Source organism: Polaribacter filamentus (genome assembly GCF_002943715.1).
In the GTDB taxonomy this organism is placed as follows: domain Bacteria; phylum Bacteroidota; class Bacteroidia; order Flavobacteriales; family Flavobacteriaceae; genus Polaribacter; species Polaribacter filamentus.
Map to the genome: position 1 here is coordinate 2,781,024 of NZ_MQUA01000013.1, position 19,470 is coordinate 2,800,493.

The 19,470-nt window shown below is 31.2% G+C and carries 18 protein-coding genes; 8 read left to right on the forward strand and 10 right to left on the reverse strand.

Annotated elements, in window-relative coordinates:
- Positions 1-12: 12 nt before the first annotated feature.
- From BST83_RS14715 to BST83_RS14735, 5 genes are all read right to left on the reverse strand, one after another.
- Positions 13-1,173, reverse strand: a complete 1,161-nt coding sequence (locus tag BST83_RS14715) for a metal ABC transporter permease (RefSeq protein WP_104810443.1) — start codon at positions 1,171-1,173, stop codon at positions 13-15.
- The gene (locus tag BST83_RS14720; RefSeq protein WP_104810444.1) at positions 1,166-2,239 is read right to left on the reverse strand and encodes a metal ABC transporter permease; all 1,074 of its coding nucleotides are present in this window, start codon (positions 2,237-2,239) and stop codon (positions 1,166-1,168) included. The genes BST83_RS14715 and BST83_RS14720 overlap by 8 nt, the downstream gene beginning before the upstream one ends.
- 190 nt (positions 2,240-2,429) lie before the next feature.
- Complete coding sequence (locus BST83_RS14725) at positions 2,430-3,170, reverse strand: metal ABC transporter ATP-binding protein (protein ID WP_104810445.1); 741 nt, start codon at positions 3,168-3,170, stop codon at positions 2,430-2,432.
- 5 nt (positions 3,171-3,175) lie between these two features.
- A complete protein-coding gene (locus BST83_RS14730) occupies positions 3,176-4,084 on the reverse strand; it encodes a metal ABC transporter solute-binding protein, Zn/Mn family (RefSeq protein ID WP_104810446.1) in 909 nt (302 codons plus the stop codon).
- Between the two features lie 7 nt (positions 4,085-4,091).
- Positions 4,092-4,745 (reverse strand): metal-dependent transcriptional regulator, encoded by a 654-nt coding sequence (locus tag BST83_RS14735; protein ID WP_104810447.1) that lies wholly within the window; start codon positions 4,743-4,745, stop codon positions 4,092-4,094.
- A gap of 148 nt (positions 4,746-4,893) precedes the next feature.
- On the opposite strand from BST83_RS14735, the gene BST83_RS14740 reads away from it, so the two are divergent.
- Together BST83_RS14740 and BST83_RS14745 are read left to right on the forward strand one after the other, a co-directional pair.
- Positions 4,894-7,089, forward strand: a complete 2,196-nt coding sequence (locus tag BST83_RS14740; protein WP_240614838.1) for a TonB-dependent receptor — start codon at positions 4,894-4,896, stop codon at positions 7,087-7,089.
- A 10-nt stretch (positions 7,090-7,099) separates the two neighbouring features.
- Positions 7,100-7,576: a thioredoxin family protein gene (locus BST83_RS14745; RefSeq protein WP_104810448.1), complete on the forward strand. Its 477-nt coding sequence runs from the start codon at positions 7,100-7,102 to the stop codon at positions 7,574-7,576.
- A gap of 12 nt (positions 7,577-7,588) precedes the next feature.
- Here the strand turns inward: BST83_RS14745 and BST83_RS14750 are convergent, their stop codons facing one another.
- Complete coding sequence (locus BST83_RS14750; protein WP_146092177.1) at positions 7,589-8,137, reverse strand: hypothetical protein; 549 nt, start codon at positions 8,135-8,137, stop codon at positions 7,589-7,591.
- 125 nt (positions 8,138-8,262) lie between these two features.
- Here BST83_RS14750 and mfd point away from each other — a divergent pair, with 125 nt between their 5' ends.
- Genes mfd through BST83_RS14765 form a run of 3 tightly spaced genes read left to right on the forward strand, consistent with a single transcriptional unit; the run spans position 8,263 to position 12,996 of the window.
- On the forward strand, positions 8,263-11,595 hold the full coding sequence (gene mfd, locus BST83_RS14755) for a transcription-repair coupling factor (protein ID WP_104810450.1): 3,333 nt from the start codon (positions 8,263-8,265) through the stop codon (positions 11,593-11,595).
- 1 nt (position 11,596) lies between these two features.
- A complete protein-coding gene (locus tag BST83_RS14760) occupies positions 11,597-12,139 on the forward strand; it encodes a metal-dependent hydrolase (protein WP_104810451.1) in 543 nt (180 codons plus the stop codon).
- Positions 12,139-12,996 carry a DMT family transporter gene (locus tag BST83_RS14765; RefSeq protein WP_104810452.1) on the forward strand — a complete coding sequence of 286 codons (858 nt, stop codon included), beginning with the start codon at positions 12,139-12,141 and terminating at the stop codon, positions 12,994-12,996. Before BST83_RS14760 ends, BST83_RS14765 begins: the two co-directional genes overlap by 1 nt.
- Before the next feature lie 172 nt (positions 12,997-13,168).
- On the opposite strand, the gene BST83_RS14770 is transcribed toward BST83_RS14765, so the two are convergent.
- Together BST83_RS14770 and dprA are read right to left on the reverse strand one after the other, a co-directional pair.
- Positions 13,169-14,236: a hypothetical protein gene (locus tag BST83_RS14770; protein WP_104810453.1), complete on the reverse strand. Its 1,068-nt coding sequence runs from the start codon at positions 14,234-14,236 to the stop codon at positions 13,169-13,171.
- A 37-nt stretch (positions 14,237-14,273) separates the two neighbouring features.
- Positions 14,274-15,377, reverse strand: coding sequence for a DNA-processing protein DprA (gene dprA, locus BST83_RS14775; RefSeq protein WP_104810454.1), 1,104 nt, complete (start codon positions 15,375-15,377; stop codon positions 14,274-14,276).
- Between the two features lie 95 nt (positions 15,378-15,472).
- On the opposite strand from dprA, the gene BST83_RS14780 reads away from it, so the two are divergent.
- Genes BST83_RS14780 through BST83_RS14790 form a run of 3 tightly spaced genes read left to right on the forward strand, consistent with a single transcriptional unit; the run spans position 15,473 to position 17,451 of the window.
- Positions 15,473-16,384: an HU domain-containing protein gene (locus tag BST83_RS14780; protein ID WP_104810455.1), complete on the forward strand. Its 912-nt coding sequence runs from the start codon at positions 15,473-15,475 to the stop codon at positions 16,382-16,384.
- 42 nt (positions 16,385-16,426) lie between these two features.
- Complete coding sequence (locus tag BST83_RS14785; protein ID WP_104810456.1) at positions 16,427-16,936, forward strand: acyl-CoA thioesterase; 510 nt, start codon at positions 16,427-16,429, stop codon at positions 16,934-16,936.
- A gap of 11 nt (positions 16,937-16,947) precedes the next feature.
- Positions 16,948-17,451, forward strand: a complete 504-nt coding sequence (locus BST83_RS14790) for a mechanosensitive ion channel domain-containing protein (protein ID WP_104810457.1) — start codon at positions 16,948-16,950, stop codon at positions 17,449-17,451.
- On the opposite strand, the gene BST83_RS14795 is transcribed toward BST83_RS14790, so the two are convergent.
- Together BST83_RS14795 and lolB1 are read right to left on the reverse strand one after the other, a co-directional pair.
- Positions 17,452-18,654 carry a murein hydrolase activator EnvC family protein gene (locus BST83_RS14795; protein ID WP_240614776.1) on the reverse strand — a complete coding sequence of 401 codons (1,203 nt, stop codon included), beginning with the start codon at positions 18,652-18,654 and terminating at the stop codon, positions 17,452-17,454. It lies immediately after the preceding gene.
- Between the two features lie 44 nt (positions 18,655-18,698).
- Complete coding sequence (gene lolB1, locus BST83_RS14800; protein ID WP_104810458.1) at positions 18,699-19,469, reverse strand: lipoprotein insertase outer membrane protein LolB1; 771 nt, start codon at positions 19,467-19,469, stop codon at positions 18,699-18,701.
- Between the last annotated feature and the right edge of the window lies 1 nt (position 19,470).

A 19,470-nucleotide genomic window follows, 5' to 3' on the forward strand; every position in this document is an offset into this window, starting at 1 on the left:
ATATAGCGTTTGTTATCCTCTAAATAAAAAGAAATTATCTTTTATAGATTCTATTTTAGAATGATCATTGGTGATAATATAATCAATTGCTTTATCGGTAAAGTTCTTTCCTTTATCCGTTAAAGAAATAACACTTTCCTCGATCATTATCATGTTGTTTTTTAAAGCTAAATCTAGCACAGATTTTGATTTTACACGTCGCCAATTAATATGTTCATTCAAATGATTTATATGACGTTCACTTACTTCTTGATGATTATTTAAGTGTAATAAAAAAGTTAATAATGAGACTTCTATTTGCTGTTGTTTATTTCTATATAACACAGAAATTAAACCTCTTTTGGGAGCGAATAAATACACCATTAAGAATACAAATCCTAAAATTGTAGTCATAGAGCCAGAAATAGAAGCATCTAACCAGTGCGCTAACCAATAGCCCGCAATCGCTGAAAAAACGGCGAATACCACCGATAAACCTAACATTCTCTTTAAATTATCGGTTAATAAATAGGCGGTTGCTGCTGGCGCGATCATCAAGGCTACTACTAAAATTGCGCCAACGGCATCAAAAGAACCTACAATCGTTATCGAGGCAACACTCATTAATCCGTAGTGAATCATGATTGGCGAAAAACCTAAAGCTGTTGCCAAACCGGCATCAAACGTGCTAATTTTTAATTCCTTAAAAAAAGCAAATAATAAACCTATGGTTATTAATAAAATAGTTCCTATGATCCAGAGAGATTTTGGACCTAGATCGAATCCATCAACTAAAAACCGATCAAAAGGAGCAAAAGCTAATTCTCCTAATAAAATGGCATCCGTATCTAAATGAACATCATTGGCGTTTTTTGCAATCATAATAACGCCAATACTAAAGAGCACTGGAAAAACCAAACCAATTGCAGTATCTTCTTTTACCAATTTAGTTTTCTGAATAAACTCAACTAAAATAACTGTAACTACACCGGATAATGCTGCCATAACAATTAATAACGGCGAATTTAAATCGTGTGTGATGAAAAAACCCAACACTAAACCAGGTAATATAGAATGACTGATTGCATCGCTAATTAACGCCATTTTTCGCAACACTAAAAAGGTACCCGGAATTGCACAGGCAATAGCTACGATACTCGCAATTAATTGTATTTCTATTTGAGCACTACTCATTTTCGTTTCCTTGTTGATTGTATAAATTTGCTGCAAAATGATATCCTTTTAGCGTCATAGACCACATGGAACCTTCTACATTTATATATTCTTTTCTTTCTAATTTTCCCAGTGATTTTCTTGTATAACCCTGAAAATTATTTAATATTTTCACGGCATGTGGATGCGAAATATTCTCGTGACCTTCAACAATCTCAAACATAAAAGCTAATGTTTTGTGTAACTGTAAATCTTTTCTATTCTGAATAAATCTGATTTGTTTGAATAATAATCCTCTCGACGGAGAAAAAATAAAAGAGAATCCCACAAAAACTGCTGCAACCAAAACAATTACGGGTCCGGTTGATAAATTATTCTGACTTGCACTAATTGCAGTACCTACAACTCCAGAAGTAGCTCCGAAAAACGCCGCCAGAACTACCATAACTCCTAAACTATTCGTCCATTGTCTTGCGGCTGCAGCTGGCGCTAATAGCATTGCACTCATTAATACAACCCCCACAGTTTGCAAACCTAAAACAATTGCAACTACAATAAATGAGGTTATTAAAATATCAATTCGTTGGATATTAAAGCCTAAAGTCTTCGCATAATCGGCATCAAATAATAAAATTTTAAACTCTTTCCAAAACAACAGCAAAACCACTAAACAGATAAAAGTTACGATCGCCATAAACCAAACATCTCTTGCCAACAAAGTTGCTGCTTGTCCGAATAAAAATTTATCCAAGCCAGATTGGTTTGCATTTGGCAACTTTTGAATATAGGTTAGTAATAACATTCCAAATCCGAAGAAAATGGATAAAATTAAACCCAATGCCGTATCTGATTTTAAATGCGTTCTTTTGGTAATTCCCCGAATCCAAAATGCCCCTAACAAACCACTTACTAGAGCGCCAATTAATAATACATTGGTTTCTTTTGTGCCTGTAATTAAAAAAGCGATTGCAATTCCTGGTAAAGCTGCGTGTGAAATAGCATCGCCCAATAAACTTTGTTTTCTTAATACTGCAAAACTACCTAACATACCGCAAATTGCACCCAATATTGCCGTCCCTAAGGTTATTGTCCGTAAGGTGTAATCTGTAAAAACGAGCTTTATGTATTCTGAAAAATCGATGGTTTAGGTTTTTAGTTTTTGGTTTTTAATTTTTTGCTAATAACTTATATAATTACTACTAGTCTATAAAACATAAATATTTAATTTATAAACGCTAAAATTTATCTCTTGTTTCTTGTCTCCATTCTAAAAAAATCTACTTTTGTACACTCACCTTATAATTTATCCCATACGTTTTTGTCAAATTATCATCATTAAAGATATCTTTTACGCGACCTGTTGCTATTTTTTTTACATTTAAAAACGTAACCCAATCAAAATATTCTGGCACGGTTTGTAAATCATGATGCACAACCACCACTGTTTTTCCTGATTTTCTTAATTCCTTTAAAATATTGATAATCGTGATTTCTGTTGTGGCATCTACCCCTTGAAAAGGCTCATCCATAAAATAAATTTCAGCATCTTGCGCTAAAGCTCTCGCCAAAAATACACGTTGCTGTTGCCCTCCGGATAATTGATTGATTTGTCGGTCTTTAAAAGAAAGCATCCCTACTTTTTCTAAAGACTCCAATGCTGTTTTTCGTTCTTTTTTGCCAGGTCTTTTAATCCAACCTAAACTTCCGTAAGTTCCCATCATTACCACATCTATAGCTGTGGTTGGAAAATCCCAATCTACACTTCCTTTTTGAGGAACATAGCCTACTAATTTTCGTTGTTTGTCGTACGGTTTTCCATAAATAGAAACACTTCCTGCAATTGGATCAATAATTCCTAAAATAGCTTTTATCAAAGTTGATTTTCCTGCACCATTCGGACCCACAATTGCCATTAAAACACCTTCAGGAATCGCTAAATCAATATCCCATAAAACAGGTTTATAATTATATGCAACCGTTAAATCATCTACAGCGATCGCTATTTTTTGTGGTTCCATTCGTTTTATTTTAAAGAGCTAACAATAATTTTAACGTTGTGTTTGTACATTCCAACATACGTAGCCTCAGCTGATCCTAAACTTCCTAAAGCATCAGAATATAAAGTTCCTCCAATCAATACCTCTTTACCTTTTGCTTTTACAGCTTCTTGCAAAGCTTCCACAGTTCTTTTTGGCACTGAACTTTCTACAAAAATGGCTTTCACATTTTTTTCTTCAATAAAAATCGCTATTCTCTGAACGTCTTTTACGCCTGCTTCTGTTGCCGTAGATATGCCTTGTAAGCCAACTACATTAAATTGAAATTCTTTTCCGAAATAATTAAAAGCATCATGCGCTGTTACTAAAATTCTCTTTTCTATTGGAAGAGAATTTACTTGTGCGGTTATCACCGTTTTTAAAGACGCCAATGTTTTTAAATAGTTTGATCCGTTTAATTTATAAGTTGCTGCATTTTCAGCATCTAGCTCACATAACTTATCTGTAATATACTGTGTAATAATTTCCCAATTGGTAATACTAAACCAAATATGCGGATCGTAATTCGATGCAAAATATTCTGAGCCGATTAACGTAGCGGTATCAAGAGCATCAGAAGCTGCAATGGTTTGTTTATTTTGTTGACGCATTTTCTCGAACACATCTTCTAATTTTCCCTCTAAATGCAATCCATTATACACAATTACATCTGCATTAAAGAATTTACTCACATCTCCTTCACTTGCTTTGTATAAATGCGGATCTACACCTGCTCCCATTAATCCTTGTATGTCTATTTTATCGCCACCAATATTTTTTACCAAATCGGTAATCATAGTTGTTGTAGTAACCACTTGTAATTTCCCGTTCTTTTTAGCCTCTTTTTTACAGGAAAAAATGGTTATAAAGAACATTAAAATTATATATTTTTTCATCTTTCTTTTACTTCTTTATGTATAAGTTATTTGCTATTTTCTTTGAGATTGACAGTTTTTCTCCATCAATTTCTATGGATAAAGAGTCATCAAAATCTTCTTTTTCTAGAACGTTAATTTTTTTTCCTAGCATAATTTTCTTCTTATCTAAAAACCGTAAAAATTCTGATGAAGAATCATTTACTCCAACACAAACACCACTTTCATCTTTATTTAAGGTTGATAAAAGAATTTTATCAACTATGTTTACATGCCCGTCTTTATCAGGAATTGGATCTCCATGAGGATCATGTGTTGGGAAACCCAAAAGTGCATCTAATTGATTAATTAATTTTGGAGATTTTATATGCTCCAATTGTTCTGCAACATCGTGCACTTCATCCCAAGAAAAATTTAATTTTTCCACCAAAAAAACTTCCCACAATCGGTGTTTTCGCACAATGTTTGCGGCTGTTTTTTTTCCGAATTCAGTTAACGTTACGCCTTGGTATTTTTTATAAATGATCAGTTCTTTTTCTGATAATTTCTGAACCATATCCGTTACAGAAGAAGCTTTGGTTTCTAATTTTTTAGCAATCGCATTTGTAGTAATTCCTTTGTTTGAAATTAAACTTAAATGATAAATTGTTTTTAGGTAATTTTCTTCTGATTGACTAAACATTTCTTTAATTATACTACAAAGATACAATATTTTGATTTATATAAAACATTTTTTAGGTAAGACTAAAAATTATTTTATATTTGTCAAATATGTAAAACTAAATGAAACTAAAAAAATTATTTTATGTATAGGAATACTAAATTCAAGTATTATTTTTTCTCAAAATAGTTCTATTAAAGGATCGATTTCTAGCGATTCTGAAGCTTTACCTTTTGTAAATATTTATTTAAAAAAAACTAAAATTGGCATTACTTCGGATAAAAATGGATTTTACGAACTAAAAAATATTCCAAAAGGCAACTACATTCTGGTAATTAGTAGCATTGGGTATCAAACAAAATCAGTAGGAATAGCAATTGGAAATAATCAAAAGTTAACTAGAAATTTTTCTTTATCCGAAGACAATTCTTTGGATGAAATAGTAATTTCCGGAACTTTAAGACCTGTTTCAAAAACAGCAAGTCCTGTGCCTGTAGAAGTCTATAGCCAAACATTTTTTAAGAAAAACCCCACTCCTTCTATTTTTGAATCTTTGCAAAATGTAAACGGCGTTCGGCCGCAATTAAATTGCAACGTTTGTAATACAGGCGATATTCACATAAACGGCTTAGAAGGTCCTTATACTTTTGTTTTAATTGACGGAATGCCTATTGTTAGCGGACTTTCTACAGTTTACGGTTTAACCGGAATTCCACAAGCTTTAATTGAAAGAGTTGAAGTTGTTAAAGGCCCTGCTTCTACTTTATACGGTTCTGAAGCAGTTGGTGGCATTATAAATATCATCACTAAAAAACCATCAAATTCACCAAAGTTAACAACAGATACTTTTGCTAGTTCTTGGGGAGAAACAAATATAGATATAGGTTTACGCTATAATTTATCAGAAAAAACTCAAGGTCTTTTAGGTGTTAATCATTTTAATTTTCAGAATAGAATTGACAATAATAAGGACAATTTTACAGATTTAACACTACAAAATAGAATCTCCTTTTTCAATAAAATTAATTTTGAAAGAGAAAGTAACAAAGTTTTTACAATTGCAGCCAGGTATGTATACGAAGATCGTTGGGGTGGAGAGATGGATTGGGATAAAGAATTTAGAGGATCTGATCAAATTTACGGGGAAAGTATTTATACAAATCGTTGGGAAACTTTTGGTACGTATCAATTGCCAACATCAGAAAATATTAATTTTCAGTTTAGCGCAAATGGCCATTATCAAGATTCTTTTTACGGATCGGATATGTATACTGCAGAACAATTAATTGGTTTTGGGCAATTTGTGTACAACAAACAAATTAAAGAAAACCACGATTTATTAGTGGGCTTAGCTTACAGATATACCTTTTATGATGACAACACTTTTGCAACCATTGATGAAAATGGAGTTGTAAATCAGCCTTCTGTAACCCATCTACCAGGGATTTTCTTGCAGGATGAAATCAGTTTAAACAAACAAAATAAACTGCTTTTGGGCACTAGATGGGATCACAATAGTGTGCATGGAAATATCTTTTCGCCAAGGATAAATTATAAATGGAATTCTAAAGATAATGCAGATATTTTTAGAGCAAGCATTGGCAACGGCTTTAGAGTTGCCAATGTTTTTACAGAAGATCACGCAGCATTAACAGGCGCTAGAGAAGTTGAATTTAAAGGCGAATTAAAACCGGAAACTTCTTGGAATGCAAATTTAAATTATGTAAAAAAAATTAATACAGAAAACGCATTTATCACCTTAGATGCAAGTACTTTTTACACCTATTTTAATAACAGGATTCTGCCAGACTACGAAACAGATTCGAATAAGATAATTTATGCAAATTTAAACGGATTTTCAATTTCTAAAGGAATTTCTTTAAATACTGATATTTTATTCACAAATGGTTTAGCAGTCAATGCTGGCGCTACCTTAATGGATGTTTCTGTCACTGAAAACAGCATAAAAACTAGACAATTATTAACCGAAAGTTTTAGTGGAGTTTGGAGTATTTCTTACAAGTTTAATAGCAGCTTTTCATTCGATTATACAGGAAATGTATACGGCCCAATGCGATTGCCTTTATTGGGCAAAAATGATAAAAGAGCAGCATATTCAACTTGGTATAGCATCCAAAATATACAAATCACCAAAAAGTTTTCGAATAGTTGGGAAATTTATGGTGGCGTAAAAAATCTCTTAAACTTTACACCAGCGGCAAATAGTATTAACAGTGCAGGCAATCCTTTTGATGTTGGTGTGGATACGAAGCAGAACCCAGAACTCGCTTTTGACCCAAGTTACGTATACGCATCCAACCAAGGCATTAGAGCTTTTGCGGGTATTCGTTACACCATTTTTTGATATTTAACAGATGAAAAAAACTATTCTTCTTATTTTTTTCTTTGGGTATTTTTCAACAAACGCCCAATCTAAAAATATAGACTTGCAAATATTTACGTTTCCTGAAGTGGAAAAATTACAGCAACAAAATCCAAAACCAATCGTCGTATTTATCTATACCGATTGGTGTAATATTTGTTATGGTATGAAAAATAAAACGTTTAAAAATGAAAGAATAATTAGTTTTTTAAACGATCATTTCTATTTTGTAAACCTAAATGCGGAAGGTAAAAACAACATTACGTTTTTAGGAAAAACTTTTGTTTACAAACCATCAGGAACTAAATCAGGAATGCATGAATTGGCAAAAGAATTAGGGTCGATTAATGGACAAATAAGTTATCCAACAACAACTATTTTAAATTCAGATTTTGAAATTGATGCTCAAGTAAACGGGTATATCAACAGCAATAAAATGAGTATTGTTTTAAAAAAGTATTTGAAATGAAACCACTAAAACCTAGTGTTTTCTATCCCACAATCTCATGCTCATATTTCTTGGCTTAAAACTATAAACCAATCCAATTGAAGAATAAAAATGAGAAAACTGAGTTGTAAATCTAGCTTCAGAAAATTTATACATCAATTGAAAATTAACACCATAACTAGGTGAAAACCAAAACGTGTTACCAACTCCAAAATTTAATGTAGGCGTAAGCTGGTCAGCAGTTATAAAACTTCCTCCTAGCAACACATAAGGCACAACATTCTCATACGAAGCGCCAAAATCGTAACGCATCGTACCATCTAATGAAGTATATTCTTGAGTATCTAAAACTGAAGTAGAAAAAGATGCATCCATCGTTAAATTATTAAAAAGATATCTAGAAATACTAACTCTAGGTGTTTGGTTTATAAAAGTACCTCCAACCTTTTTTCCATCTTGCTCAAAATACAAAGCAGAAGCAGCGCTTAAACCAAAAGTCCATTTGTTCTCGCTATTTTGTGCTTTCATCACCAATGTGGACAAGAAAAAAAATAAAAAAACGATCGATAATTTTGATTTCATTCTTAATGGGGATTTGTTAAAATGACAACTTCTTAATTAACAAATATATTGTATTCTTTAATAAAAGAAAGTTCAATTTGGCTTTTTATGCAATTACATAGTACATTTGCATAAAATATTTTACGTTGAGTAAGCAGAACATTGTAAATCAATACCAAAAATCTGCGAATGTTTCGCAGTTAATTAAAGCACTTCAACAAGACAAAAACCATTTTCAAATTACGAATTTGGTAGGCTCATCGTTGTCTTTTGTGATTTCTGAGACCTTTAAAAAATCAGAAAAACCATACCTTTTAATATTTAACGATAAAGAAGAAGCTGCCTATTATTTAAATGATTTAGAACAATTATTAGGTGAAAAAAATGTGCTTTTTTATCCTGGTTCGTACAGAAGACCATATCAGATAGAAGAAACAGACAACGCAAACGTTCTTTTGCGTTCTGAAGTTTTAAACAGAATTAATTCTCGTAAAAAACCAGCAATCATTGTTACCTATCCAACTGCGTTATTTGAAAAAGTAGTAACTAAAAAAGAACTTGAAAAGAATACTTTAAAAGTTGCTGTTGGCGAGAACTTATCTCTCGATTTTGTAAACGAAATTTTATTCGAATATAAATTTACACGTGTAGACTTTGTAACAGAACCTGGCGATTTCTCTGTAAGGGGAGGAATTATTGATGTGTTTTCTTTCTCTAATGATGAACCTTACAGAATTGAATTTTTTGGCGATGAAATTGATAGTATTAGAACGTTTGATGTGGAAACACAACTATCTAAAGAAAAGCTAAAAAAAATGGCTATCATGCCCAATGTTGAGAACAAAAATTTAAAAGAAAGCAGAGAAAGTTTTCTAAAATACATCTCGTCAGAAACGGTTGTTTTTGCTAAAAATATAGATTTAATCTCCGGAAAACTAGATAAATTCTATACAAAGGCAGAAGAAGCTTTTGCGGATGTTTCCAAAGAAGTAAAACACGGAAAACCAGAAGAATTATTTTGTGATGGAACTTTTATCAAAAATCAATTAAAAGACTTTTCTTTAGTGAATTTTGGAGGCTCAAAATCTGATGAAAAATTAGAAATTGCTTTCAAAACAAAACCTCAACCTGCATTTAACAAACAATTTAATTTGTTAATTGAAGATTTAAATGAGCATCACAAAGCAGGTTTTACCAATTATATTTTTTGTGCAAATGACCAACAAGCTAAACGTTTTCACGATATTTTTGATGATGCAGACCAAGAAGTGCATTATGAAACATTGGTTCTTCCTTTATACCAGGGTTTTGTAGATATTGAGCAAAAATTAGTTTGTTATACAGACCACGAGATTTTTGAACGCTATCATAAATTCCGATTAAAAAATGGCTACGCTAAAAAGCAAGCCATCACTTTGCAAGAATTAAACAAACTTGAAATTGGCGATTATGTGACGCACATGGATCACGGAATTGGAAAATTTGGTGGTCTGCAAAAAATTGATGTCCAAGGCAAAAAGCAAGAAGCCATTAAGTTGGTGTATGGAGAAAGAGACATTTTATATGTAAGTATTCACTCGCTTCACAAGATTTCTAAATTTAATGGTAAAGACGGCAAAGCACCAAAAATTTACAAATTAGGTTCTGGTGCTTGGAAAAAAATCAAACAAAAAACAAAAGCGAGAGTTAAACATATTGCGTTTAATTTAATTCAGTTATATGCCAAACGAAAACTTGAAAAAGGGTTTGCTTTTGGTCCAGATACCCATATTCAGCACGAGTTAGAAGGTAGTTTTATGTATGAAGATACGCCAGATCAATTTACAGCTACGCAGGATGTAAAAAATGATATGGAAAAGGAACAACCTATGGATCGATTGGTTTGTGGCGATGTTGGTTTTGGAAAAACAGAAGTTGCAGTAAGAGCCGCTTTTAAAGCTGTTGATAATGGCAAACAAGTAGCCATTTTAGTTCCGACTACAATTTTGGCCTTTCAACATTACCAAACATTTACAGAAAGATTAAAAGATTTCCCAATCAAAATTGATTATTTAAACCGTTTTAGAACTGCAAAACAAAAATCGGAGGCAATTAATGGCGTAAATGACGGAAGTATAGATATTATTATAGGAACACATCAACTCACCAATAAAAAATTACAATTTAAAGATTTGGGTTTATTAATTATTGATGAAGAACAGAAGTTTGGTGTTGCCGTTAAAGATAAATTAAAAACACTGAAAGAAAATGTTGACACGCTAACTTTAACTGCAACTCCGATTCCAAGAACTTTACAATTTAGTTTGATGGCCGCAAGAGATTTATCAGTTATAAAAACCCCACCACCAAATAGGCATCCAATCGACACAAACGTAATTCGTTTTTCGGAAGAAACGATTCGTGATGCAATTTCTTATGAAATTTCTAGAGGAGGACAGGTTTTCTTTATTCATAATAGAATTGAAAACATTAAAGAAGTTGCTGGTTTAATTCAACGATTGGTGCCTTCTGCAAAAATCGGAATTGGTCATGGGCAAATGGAAGGCAAAAAACTAGAAGGTTTAATGCTTGGTTTTATGAATAATGAATTTGATGTTTTGGTTTCTACAACTATTGTTGAAAGTGGATTAGATGTACCAAATGCTAACACAATCTTCATTAATAATGCAAATAATTTTGGATTGTCTGATTTACACCAAATGCGCGGTAGAGTTGGTCGTTCTAACAAAAAAGCGTTCTGCTATTTCATAACTCCGCCTTTTCATATGATGACCGATGATGCACGAAAACGCATCGAAGCGTTGGTTTTATTTTCTGATTTAGGAAGCGGAATTAGCATTGCCATGAAAGATTTAGAAATTCGTGGTGCAGGAGATTTATTAGGTGGCGAGCAAAGCGGGTTTATCAACGATATTGGGTTTGACACCTATCAAAAAATATTACAAGAAGCTATTGAGGAATTGAAAGAAAATGAATTTAAAGAATTGTATCCAACCGATACTTTAAAACCAAAAGAATATGTAAAAGAGGTGACTATTGATACTGATTTCGAAATCTTATTTCCTGATAATTATATCAATTCTATCACAGAAAGATTGAGTTTGTATAGCAAATTATCGAATTTAGAAACAGAAGAAGAACTACAAATTTTTGAAACTGAAATTATAGATCGTTTTGGAAAAATTCCAAAACAAGTTGAAGATTTACTAAATTCAGTTCGTATTAAATGGATCGCAAAAGGATTAGGTTTAGAGAAAGTAATTCTTAAGCAAAAAAGAATGATGGGCTACTTTGTTGCGAACCAGCAAAGTGAATTTTATCATACAGAAGCTTTTTCAAAAATGCTAAAATATGTGCAGCAAAACGGTAAAAACTGTGTGATGAAAGAGAAAGAAACAAATAACGGATTGCGTTTACTGATTACTTTCATTAAAATTGATACTGTAAAAATAGCATTAGAAATTTTGCAAAAAATATAGAATGGCTTCACTATTTGGGCATGCATTTATCGCTATCGCTTTAGGAAAAAGTTTTTCTAGAAACCAGCGAACTTGGAAATTAATTTTAATTGCAATTGTTTGTGCTATAATTCCAGATGCAGATATCATTGGCTTTCTATTTGAAGTTCCTTACAGCAGCTTTTGGGGACATAGAGGATTCTCTCATTCGTTTCTTTTTGCATTGTTGTTTAGTGCTTTAATGACCGCTATTTTTTACAGGAAACAATTTTTTAGTAAAAAAGGAATTTTTTTACTATTTTTTTTCTTTTTAAGTGGAGCTTCTCACTCAATTTTGGATGCTTTGACAAATGGTGGATATGGAGTCGCCTTTTTTTCTCCCTTTGATAATACTCGTTATTTTTTCCCTTTTACACCTATAAAAGTTTCACCGATAGGGATTTTTCGATTTTTTAGTGAACAAGGTGTTCAAGTTATTCGCAGTGAAATTGTTTGGATTGGAATTCCCGGATTTATTTATATAATTATTGCTTTTCTTATCAGAAAAAAAAGAAATAAAATTTAATGGAAAACTCACACAATAATAATTTATTACTTTTACTATTAGCAACTCTTTTTATAAGTACTTCTGGAGTTTTAGGAAAATATATTGCTTTGCCAACAGAAGTTATTATCCTTTGCAGAGCTAGTTTTGCCACTGTTTTTATTTATATTTTTTGCAGGATTAAAAAGGTAGACTTAAAGATAAAGTCTAAAAAAGATTTTTGTTCTTTTGTAGTCAGCGGTGTTTTTATGGGTGCACATTGGATTACCTATTTTATTGCTTTAAAATTATCTAACGTAGCTTTAGGAATGCTTTCTTTATTTACTTTTCCTGTAATTACAGCTTTACTGGAACCTCTTTTTACAAAGCAAAAGTTAAATCCTATTCATATTTTTCTTGCTGTTTTAGTGTTAACTGGTATGTATATTCTTGTACCCGATTTATCTCTAGAAAATGATCATTTAAAAGGAATTCTATTCGGAATTTCATCTGCTTTCTGTTATTCTCTTAGAAATCTTACTTTAAAAAAACATGTGAAAAAGTACAATGGCAGCATGTTAATGTTGCATCAAATGATCATCGTCTCTGTGTTATTAATTCCTGTTTTATTTTTTAGCGATTTTTCGAATTTTGAAAGTCAGTTGCCTCTTTTAGTATTAGTTGCATTACTAACTACAGCAATTGGCCATACGATGATGGTACATTCCTTGAAACATTTCTCTGTGGCTACAGCAAGTATTATAAGCAGTGTTCAACCTATTTTCGGAATTATAATAGCCTTTATATTTGTAAATGAAATTCCTAGTTTCAATACTTTTATTGGGGGAAGTTTAATTTTGTTGACGGTTGTTATTGAAAGCATTCGAAGTAAGAAATAACTAAAATCTGGTAAATAGGCTTAGCCCTGATTGATCGGCCTGTTTGAGCTCTCTCGCTTCTGGGCGTGAAGCGAGTAGCGAAAGCAGGAAATAGCTTCAAAAAGTATTTATTTTAAAATTAAGGTTTCTGTTTTTACAAGAAGGATAAAGAAGTACAAAAATACACTGCGAATCAAAACAAGTCTTTATTACTAATATTTAGGTAATTACGTTTTACAAAAGCTAAAATAGCTTCTAAAATTTCACCCATATTTTTGCAATCTTTAAACTTAACATCACCAACATATTTTACTAATTGTTTTTTTAAAAGGTCCACATTTTCAGGAAAAGAAATCGTGTCTGCTTTCATACATTTTATTAAACGTGTAGTTCTTCTTGGTGCTGTTATCATTCTTTTGGCCATAAAAGAACGTTCTTCTATTTTATATTGTCGGATAGAATCGTTTTGTAATTTTTTACCCACCATTTCTATCATTTTAAAGTTCTCTTTCATAAACTGCAAGTTGTACACTTTTAAGTTTCCTTCAAAAGATTGCTGGTCGAAATCTATGGCTCTAATTTTATATATAATCTGGTCAAAATCATGTATTGGGGTAATTACGTAATTGTAAGAACGCATATCGCCGAGCAAGCGTATTAAGCAACGTTCCTTGAATTTCACAAACTCTTTGGCGATTTGAGCTTTTTCTAGCTCTGTACATTTTGGTAAAATATCTCTAATAAAATCGTCTCCAGGAATCCCTGCAATGTGCTCTTCTATTAACGTATCTTTATAAACTAAAAAGTTCATATTATGTGGCGACAAAATATGCTCTAACTCCAAACCGTAAATACGAGACGCATCGGCCTTTTTTACATAGAAATACGTAAAGTTATCATTTAAAATATTTCTGATTTTTATTCTAAATGGTTTTGAATTCCCAAACGTACAATAATCAATAGCATCCACCGTTAAAAAGGGAATACTCTCTAAATTACCGTCTGAATGCAACCTTGCGTAAATTTCCTTTAAATTTCGATCGATCTCTTCTCTATCATACTGAGAATAATAGGTTCGTACCCAAAGGGTGTCTTCGTCATTCTTATCATAGACAATAATTGAGCCTTGAAAACGTAATAAATCGTCATAATAAAGAGAAGTGCCTATATTTCTGTTGTATTTCTTTAGATACTCATGAAGCATTTCATTTACTGGAAATGTGGGCTTTTTCTTGGACATCAATTTTTTATTTACCACCATCTTCTCTGCTGAATTTCCTCAAAAGTAAGGATTTTGTTTAGATTATTTCGAACATTTTACCTGGTAAAGGATTTATAATTCCTTTTAATTCCATTTGTAATAAAGTTGATGACAATTGAAATAGCGGAATATTACAATCTATAGCAATAATGTCTAGTAATTGCTTTCCGTCTTTTAGGAGATACTCATAAATAATTTGTTCGCTCGCATTTAACTCGATAAATAATTGTTTTTGAATTGATTTTTTTGGTTTTTCTGATAAATCCCAATTCAGCATTTTTATAATATCATTTGATGATGTGAGCAAATTTGCTTGGTTACTTTTTATTAAATTATTACATCCTTTACTATAAATATCTGTTGCTCTTCCTGGCAAAGCAAACACATCTCTGTTATAAGAATTGGCTATATCCGCAGTAACTAAAGAACCTCCTTTTTCTGCACTTTCTATAACAATTGTTGCTTTAGAAATACCTGCAACGATTCTATTTCTCTTTAAAAAATTTTCTCTTAAAGGATCCTCTTCATGCCAAAACTCGGTTAAAAAACCCCCATTTTCATTTACTTCATTAATATATTTTTTATGCACTTTTGGATAAATTTGCTCAAAACCGTGTGCCAAAACTGCAATAGTTTGCAACTTATTTTTTACAGCCGCTTTATGCGCACAAATATCGACGCCGTATGCAAAACCACTCACAATTATAGGAGTAAACTCTGCTATATCTTCTATCAGTTTATTGCAAAAATCCCGTCCATAAGAACTCATATTTCTTGTACCAACAATCGAAATAATTTTATCATTTTTTAAGTTGATATTTCCGTCTTTGAATAATAATATGGGGCTATCTATACAATTAAGAAGATTTTTAGGATACTCATCCTCTAAAAAATAAGTATATCCTATTTTGTTTTTTTGGATGTACGCAAGTTCTTGTTCTGCAAGCTCTATATTTTTCTTATCAAATAAATGAGTTATTGCATGACTTCCTATGCCGTTAATATTTAATAAACTAGTTGATTTTTCTTTAAAAATTTGTTCAACGTCTCCCACCTTAACAATGAGCTTTTTAGCTAAAATATCGCCAATAGCTCTGCTTCTTTGCAATCTTAGAATTGCAAGTAATTTTTCTTCTTTCAATATTTAACAATTTGAGTACTAATATATAACATAATTGTTAATAAAATTTACGAGAATCCGTTTTACAAAACATCAAAACTTCTATATTTGTTAATATGAATATAGCCAACTACATAAACGACTTATTATATAGATACAATTGTATTATTATTCCAAATTTTGGAGGTTTTGTTACCAATAAAATTAGTGCAAAAATAGATGAGGCCTCTAATACCTTATATCCACCAAAAAAACAGATTACTTTTAATAGTCATCTAAAAGAAAATGACGGTTTATTGGCTAATTACATTGCTACATCAGAAAATATTTCTTTTGAAAAAGCCTCTAAAGTCATCGATTTAGCTGTTATTGAATGGAAAAACGAAATACAAACAATACCTTTACAAATTGGTTCTGTTGGTGTTTTAGTACTAAATGAAAGAGGGCAAATTATTTTTGAGCCAAATAAAACCGTTAATTATTTAACGGCATCTTTTGGTTTATCGCCTATTGAACCCGTATCTATAAAAAGATATCAAGAACAAGTAAAAACTTTAATTCCTGTTCAAAATACAGAGGATAAAAAAGGGATTCCTACATTTATAAAGTATGCGGCGACTGCAGCTATTTTATTAACCTTAAGCTTCGTTGGTAATAACCTATATCAACAAAACGAAAAACAATCAATTTTAGCGAATCAAGAAAAGGCACTTGAGAAAAAAATTCAATCTGCTACTTTTGTAATAGCAAATCCGTTGCCAACGATAGAATTAAATGTCGTTAAAGAAATAGAAATTTTAAAACCTTTTCATGTGGTAGCTGGTGCTTTTCAGTTTACCGAAAATGCAGACAAGAAAGTAACTCAACTTAAAGAACTAGGGTATAATTCCAAAATTATTGGTGTTAATAAATGGGGATTAACAGAGGTTTCTTTTGAAAGTTTTACAGACAGAAATGACGCAATTAATAGTTTGTATAGAATACAAAAAAGTGTTTCTGCAGACGCCTGGTTATTAGTGAAAAAGTAACTATTATTTAGGCGCTATACCTATCTTTGCAGAAATTTTTATATGGAAGCAAAAACACCTAAAGAATCATTAACAGTTCTAACGGATTTAGTTTTACCTGGAGACACTAATTATTTAGACAATCTTTTTGGTGGAGAATTATTAGCAAGAATGGACAGAGCTTGTAGTATTGCTGCAAGGCGTCATTCTAATAGAATTGTGGTTACAGCCTCTGTAAATCATGTTGCCTTTAATAAATCTGTACCCGTAGGAAGTGTATTAACTATAGAAGCTAAAGTTTCGAGAGCGTTTAAATCGTCAATGGAAATTTATGTAGACGTTTGGATAGAAGACAGACAATCTGGACAAAGAACAAAGGTAAATGAAGGTATTTATACTTTTGTTGCAGTAGATGAAATAGGTAAACCGGTTGCTATACCCCAAATTAACCCAGAAACCCCTTTAGAAATAGAACGTTTTGAAGGCGCTTTAAGACGTAAACAATTAAGCTTAATTTTAGCAGGTAAATTAAATCCAAGTGAAGCAACAGCTTTAAAGGCTTTATTTAATTAATAATATAAAAAATGGAACTTTTAAATCAATATAAAATTATAGAATCTTTTATTGTTTTTATTCTAGCATTTATACTGCGTTTATTAATTACAAAATCGCTTGGTAAAATTCAATTAAAATTTGGTTTTCAAAAAGCAAGAATTTTACTAACAAATAAAGTAATAAGCATACTTATTTACATAACTTTAATTGTGATCACTGCTTTTATTTGGGGTGTTGATGAAAAACAATTATTAATTTATATTTCTTCTTTTTTAACCATTTTAGGAATTGCCTTTTTTGCACAATGGTCTATTTTATCAAATATTACAGCAGGTATCATTTTATTTGTGAATTACCCTGTAAAAATTGGAGATAAAATTACCATCCTAGAAAAAGACTATAATATTGATGGAGAGATTAAAGATATCGGCGCTTTTTTCATCACTCTAAAAACGGCTAAAAACGAATTTATAACGGTGCCGAATTCCATAATTCTACAAAAAAATATCAAATACTACCCGCAAGAAAGCTAGTTATCTCGATAACATCCAAGAAGCAGGATTTAAGCGTGTTGTGTTTTTAAAAAGTACAAAAATTAAAGTTGTTTTTGCCGTAACTTTATCAGTAAAAATTTTACCAATTATTTGTCCTGTTACAATTTTATCACCTTTTTTAACAGTGGTATTTTCTAGATTATTATAAGAAGTAATATAATTACCGTGTCTAATAAGTACATTTTTTGTCCCTCCAGAACCTAATAAAATATTTAAAACTTCGCCACTAAAAATAGCCTCAGCATTGCTTCCTTTGCTGGTAACAATGTGCAAGCCTGTGCCATTTATAGAAATTCCCGGAAAAGTTGGGTGTGGCTGCTCTCCAAACCTTCTTACAACCAAACCTTCTTTAACTGGCCAAGGTAACCTGCCTTTATTTTGTTCAAACTCGGCGGCTAGCGCTTTTGCTTCCGGACTTAAAATAAATTCATTTTTAGAAGTTTTAACGGGCGCAGAAACATTATTCTTTTTAGCGTTTGCTAACGCAAGCCTGTTTGCTTTATCAATTTCATCTTTTATGATTTTATCAATTTTAGCGGCAACTCTTTTATCTTCTTTTATATTATTTTGCAATTCTTTCTTATACTTGCCTTCCTTTCTTTTTATCTCTGTAATTAAACTTTCTTGTTCACTTTTATCCTTTTCTATTTCCTTTTTTTCATTTAATTCTGATAAGATTAAAGTGTCTTTTACCCTTTTCTGATACAATAAGGAATCTTTTAAAACTTTGATAACATTTGTTTGAACAATAATTTCGTCGCCTTGTTTTTTTCTGAAAGAAGTATATTGTTTCATATACTCTAATCGTTTATATGCCTGATAAAAATTTTGTGAAGACAATAAAAACATCATTCTACTTTGTTGCGATTTACTTCTGTATGATTTAAAAATCATTTCACCATAATCCGCCTTTAAATCTGTAAGTTTTTTATTGAGTTTGTTTATTTTCCTTTGATTTGTTACAATCCCTCTTGATAAAAGTTTTGCTTCTAAATTAATCGTTGCGATAAGCTTGTTTCTAGCATCAATTTTTAGTTTGATATCTCTTAAATCTTCTAATGCATTTTTTTCTTTTTTCTTTTCATTAAAAAGTAATGTATTCAGCTGCGCAATTGCTGTTTTATATTTTATCCGCTTAGATTCTAACTCGTATCGAGTTTGACTAAATACAGTAATATTCATCAGAAAGACTGACAAAAAGAGGAGGTGAAATTTACGAGTATTCATTAAAATTCTAAACGTTTATAACCATTAGGAATATCATAACTCATTTTTAAATAGGTATTAAATTCAACCGCTTTATAAATAATATCAATATCTGTAAAAGAATCTGATGTATTGGCTCTTATATTAATTTCTGACGGAAAAACAACTTTATTTATTAAATTATACGAAGGATATTTTACATCTAATCGTAAGTTTTTAGCAACATTTATAACAGATTGTTCATCTAATTTAAAATGCGAAGGATTAATTGTAAAGAAAATATCAAACAATTCTGCTTGTTTTTCTGGCGATAAAATATACCTATTATTTACAATTTGTAATTCTTGATTTTCTTCTTTTACATTAAGTAAAGATTGTCCTAAGAATAGATTTTGTAATTGCTCGAAATTAATTTCTACGCCCAATAATTGCTTAATCATTGAAAAATCTCCTTCAAAATAATTTTTAGCAAAAGGGGAATAATAACTTACTGAAGTAGGGGTAATCTTCGCTTTAAAAATAGTTATAAACCTAGTGCCTTTTAACCAAATAACCTTGTCTTTTTCAATTAGTAAATTAACCGTTAAACTTTGATTTATTTTGCCGTTATTAAAGTTTACTTTTAATTTAGCGTCTACCGTTTTTTTATCAAAATTGGCGGCAATATGTTTTTTTGCTACTTTTTTCGCAGAAATTTCTTTTGCAATTGCATTGGCATCAATCATATTTTTTTTTGTTTTACAAGAGGTTAAAACAATCATTAAAAGTAAAATATATTTTAAAAACTTCATG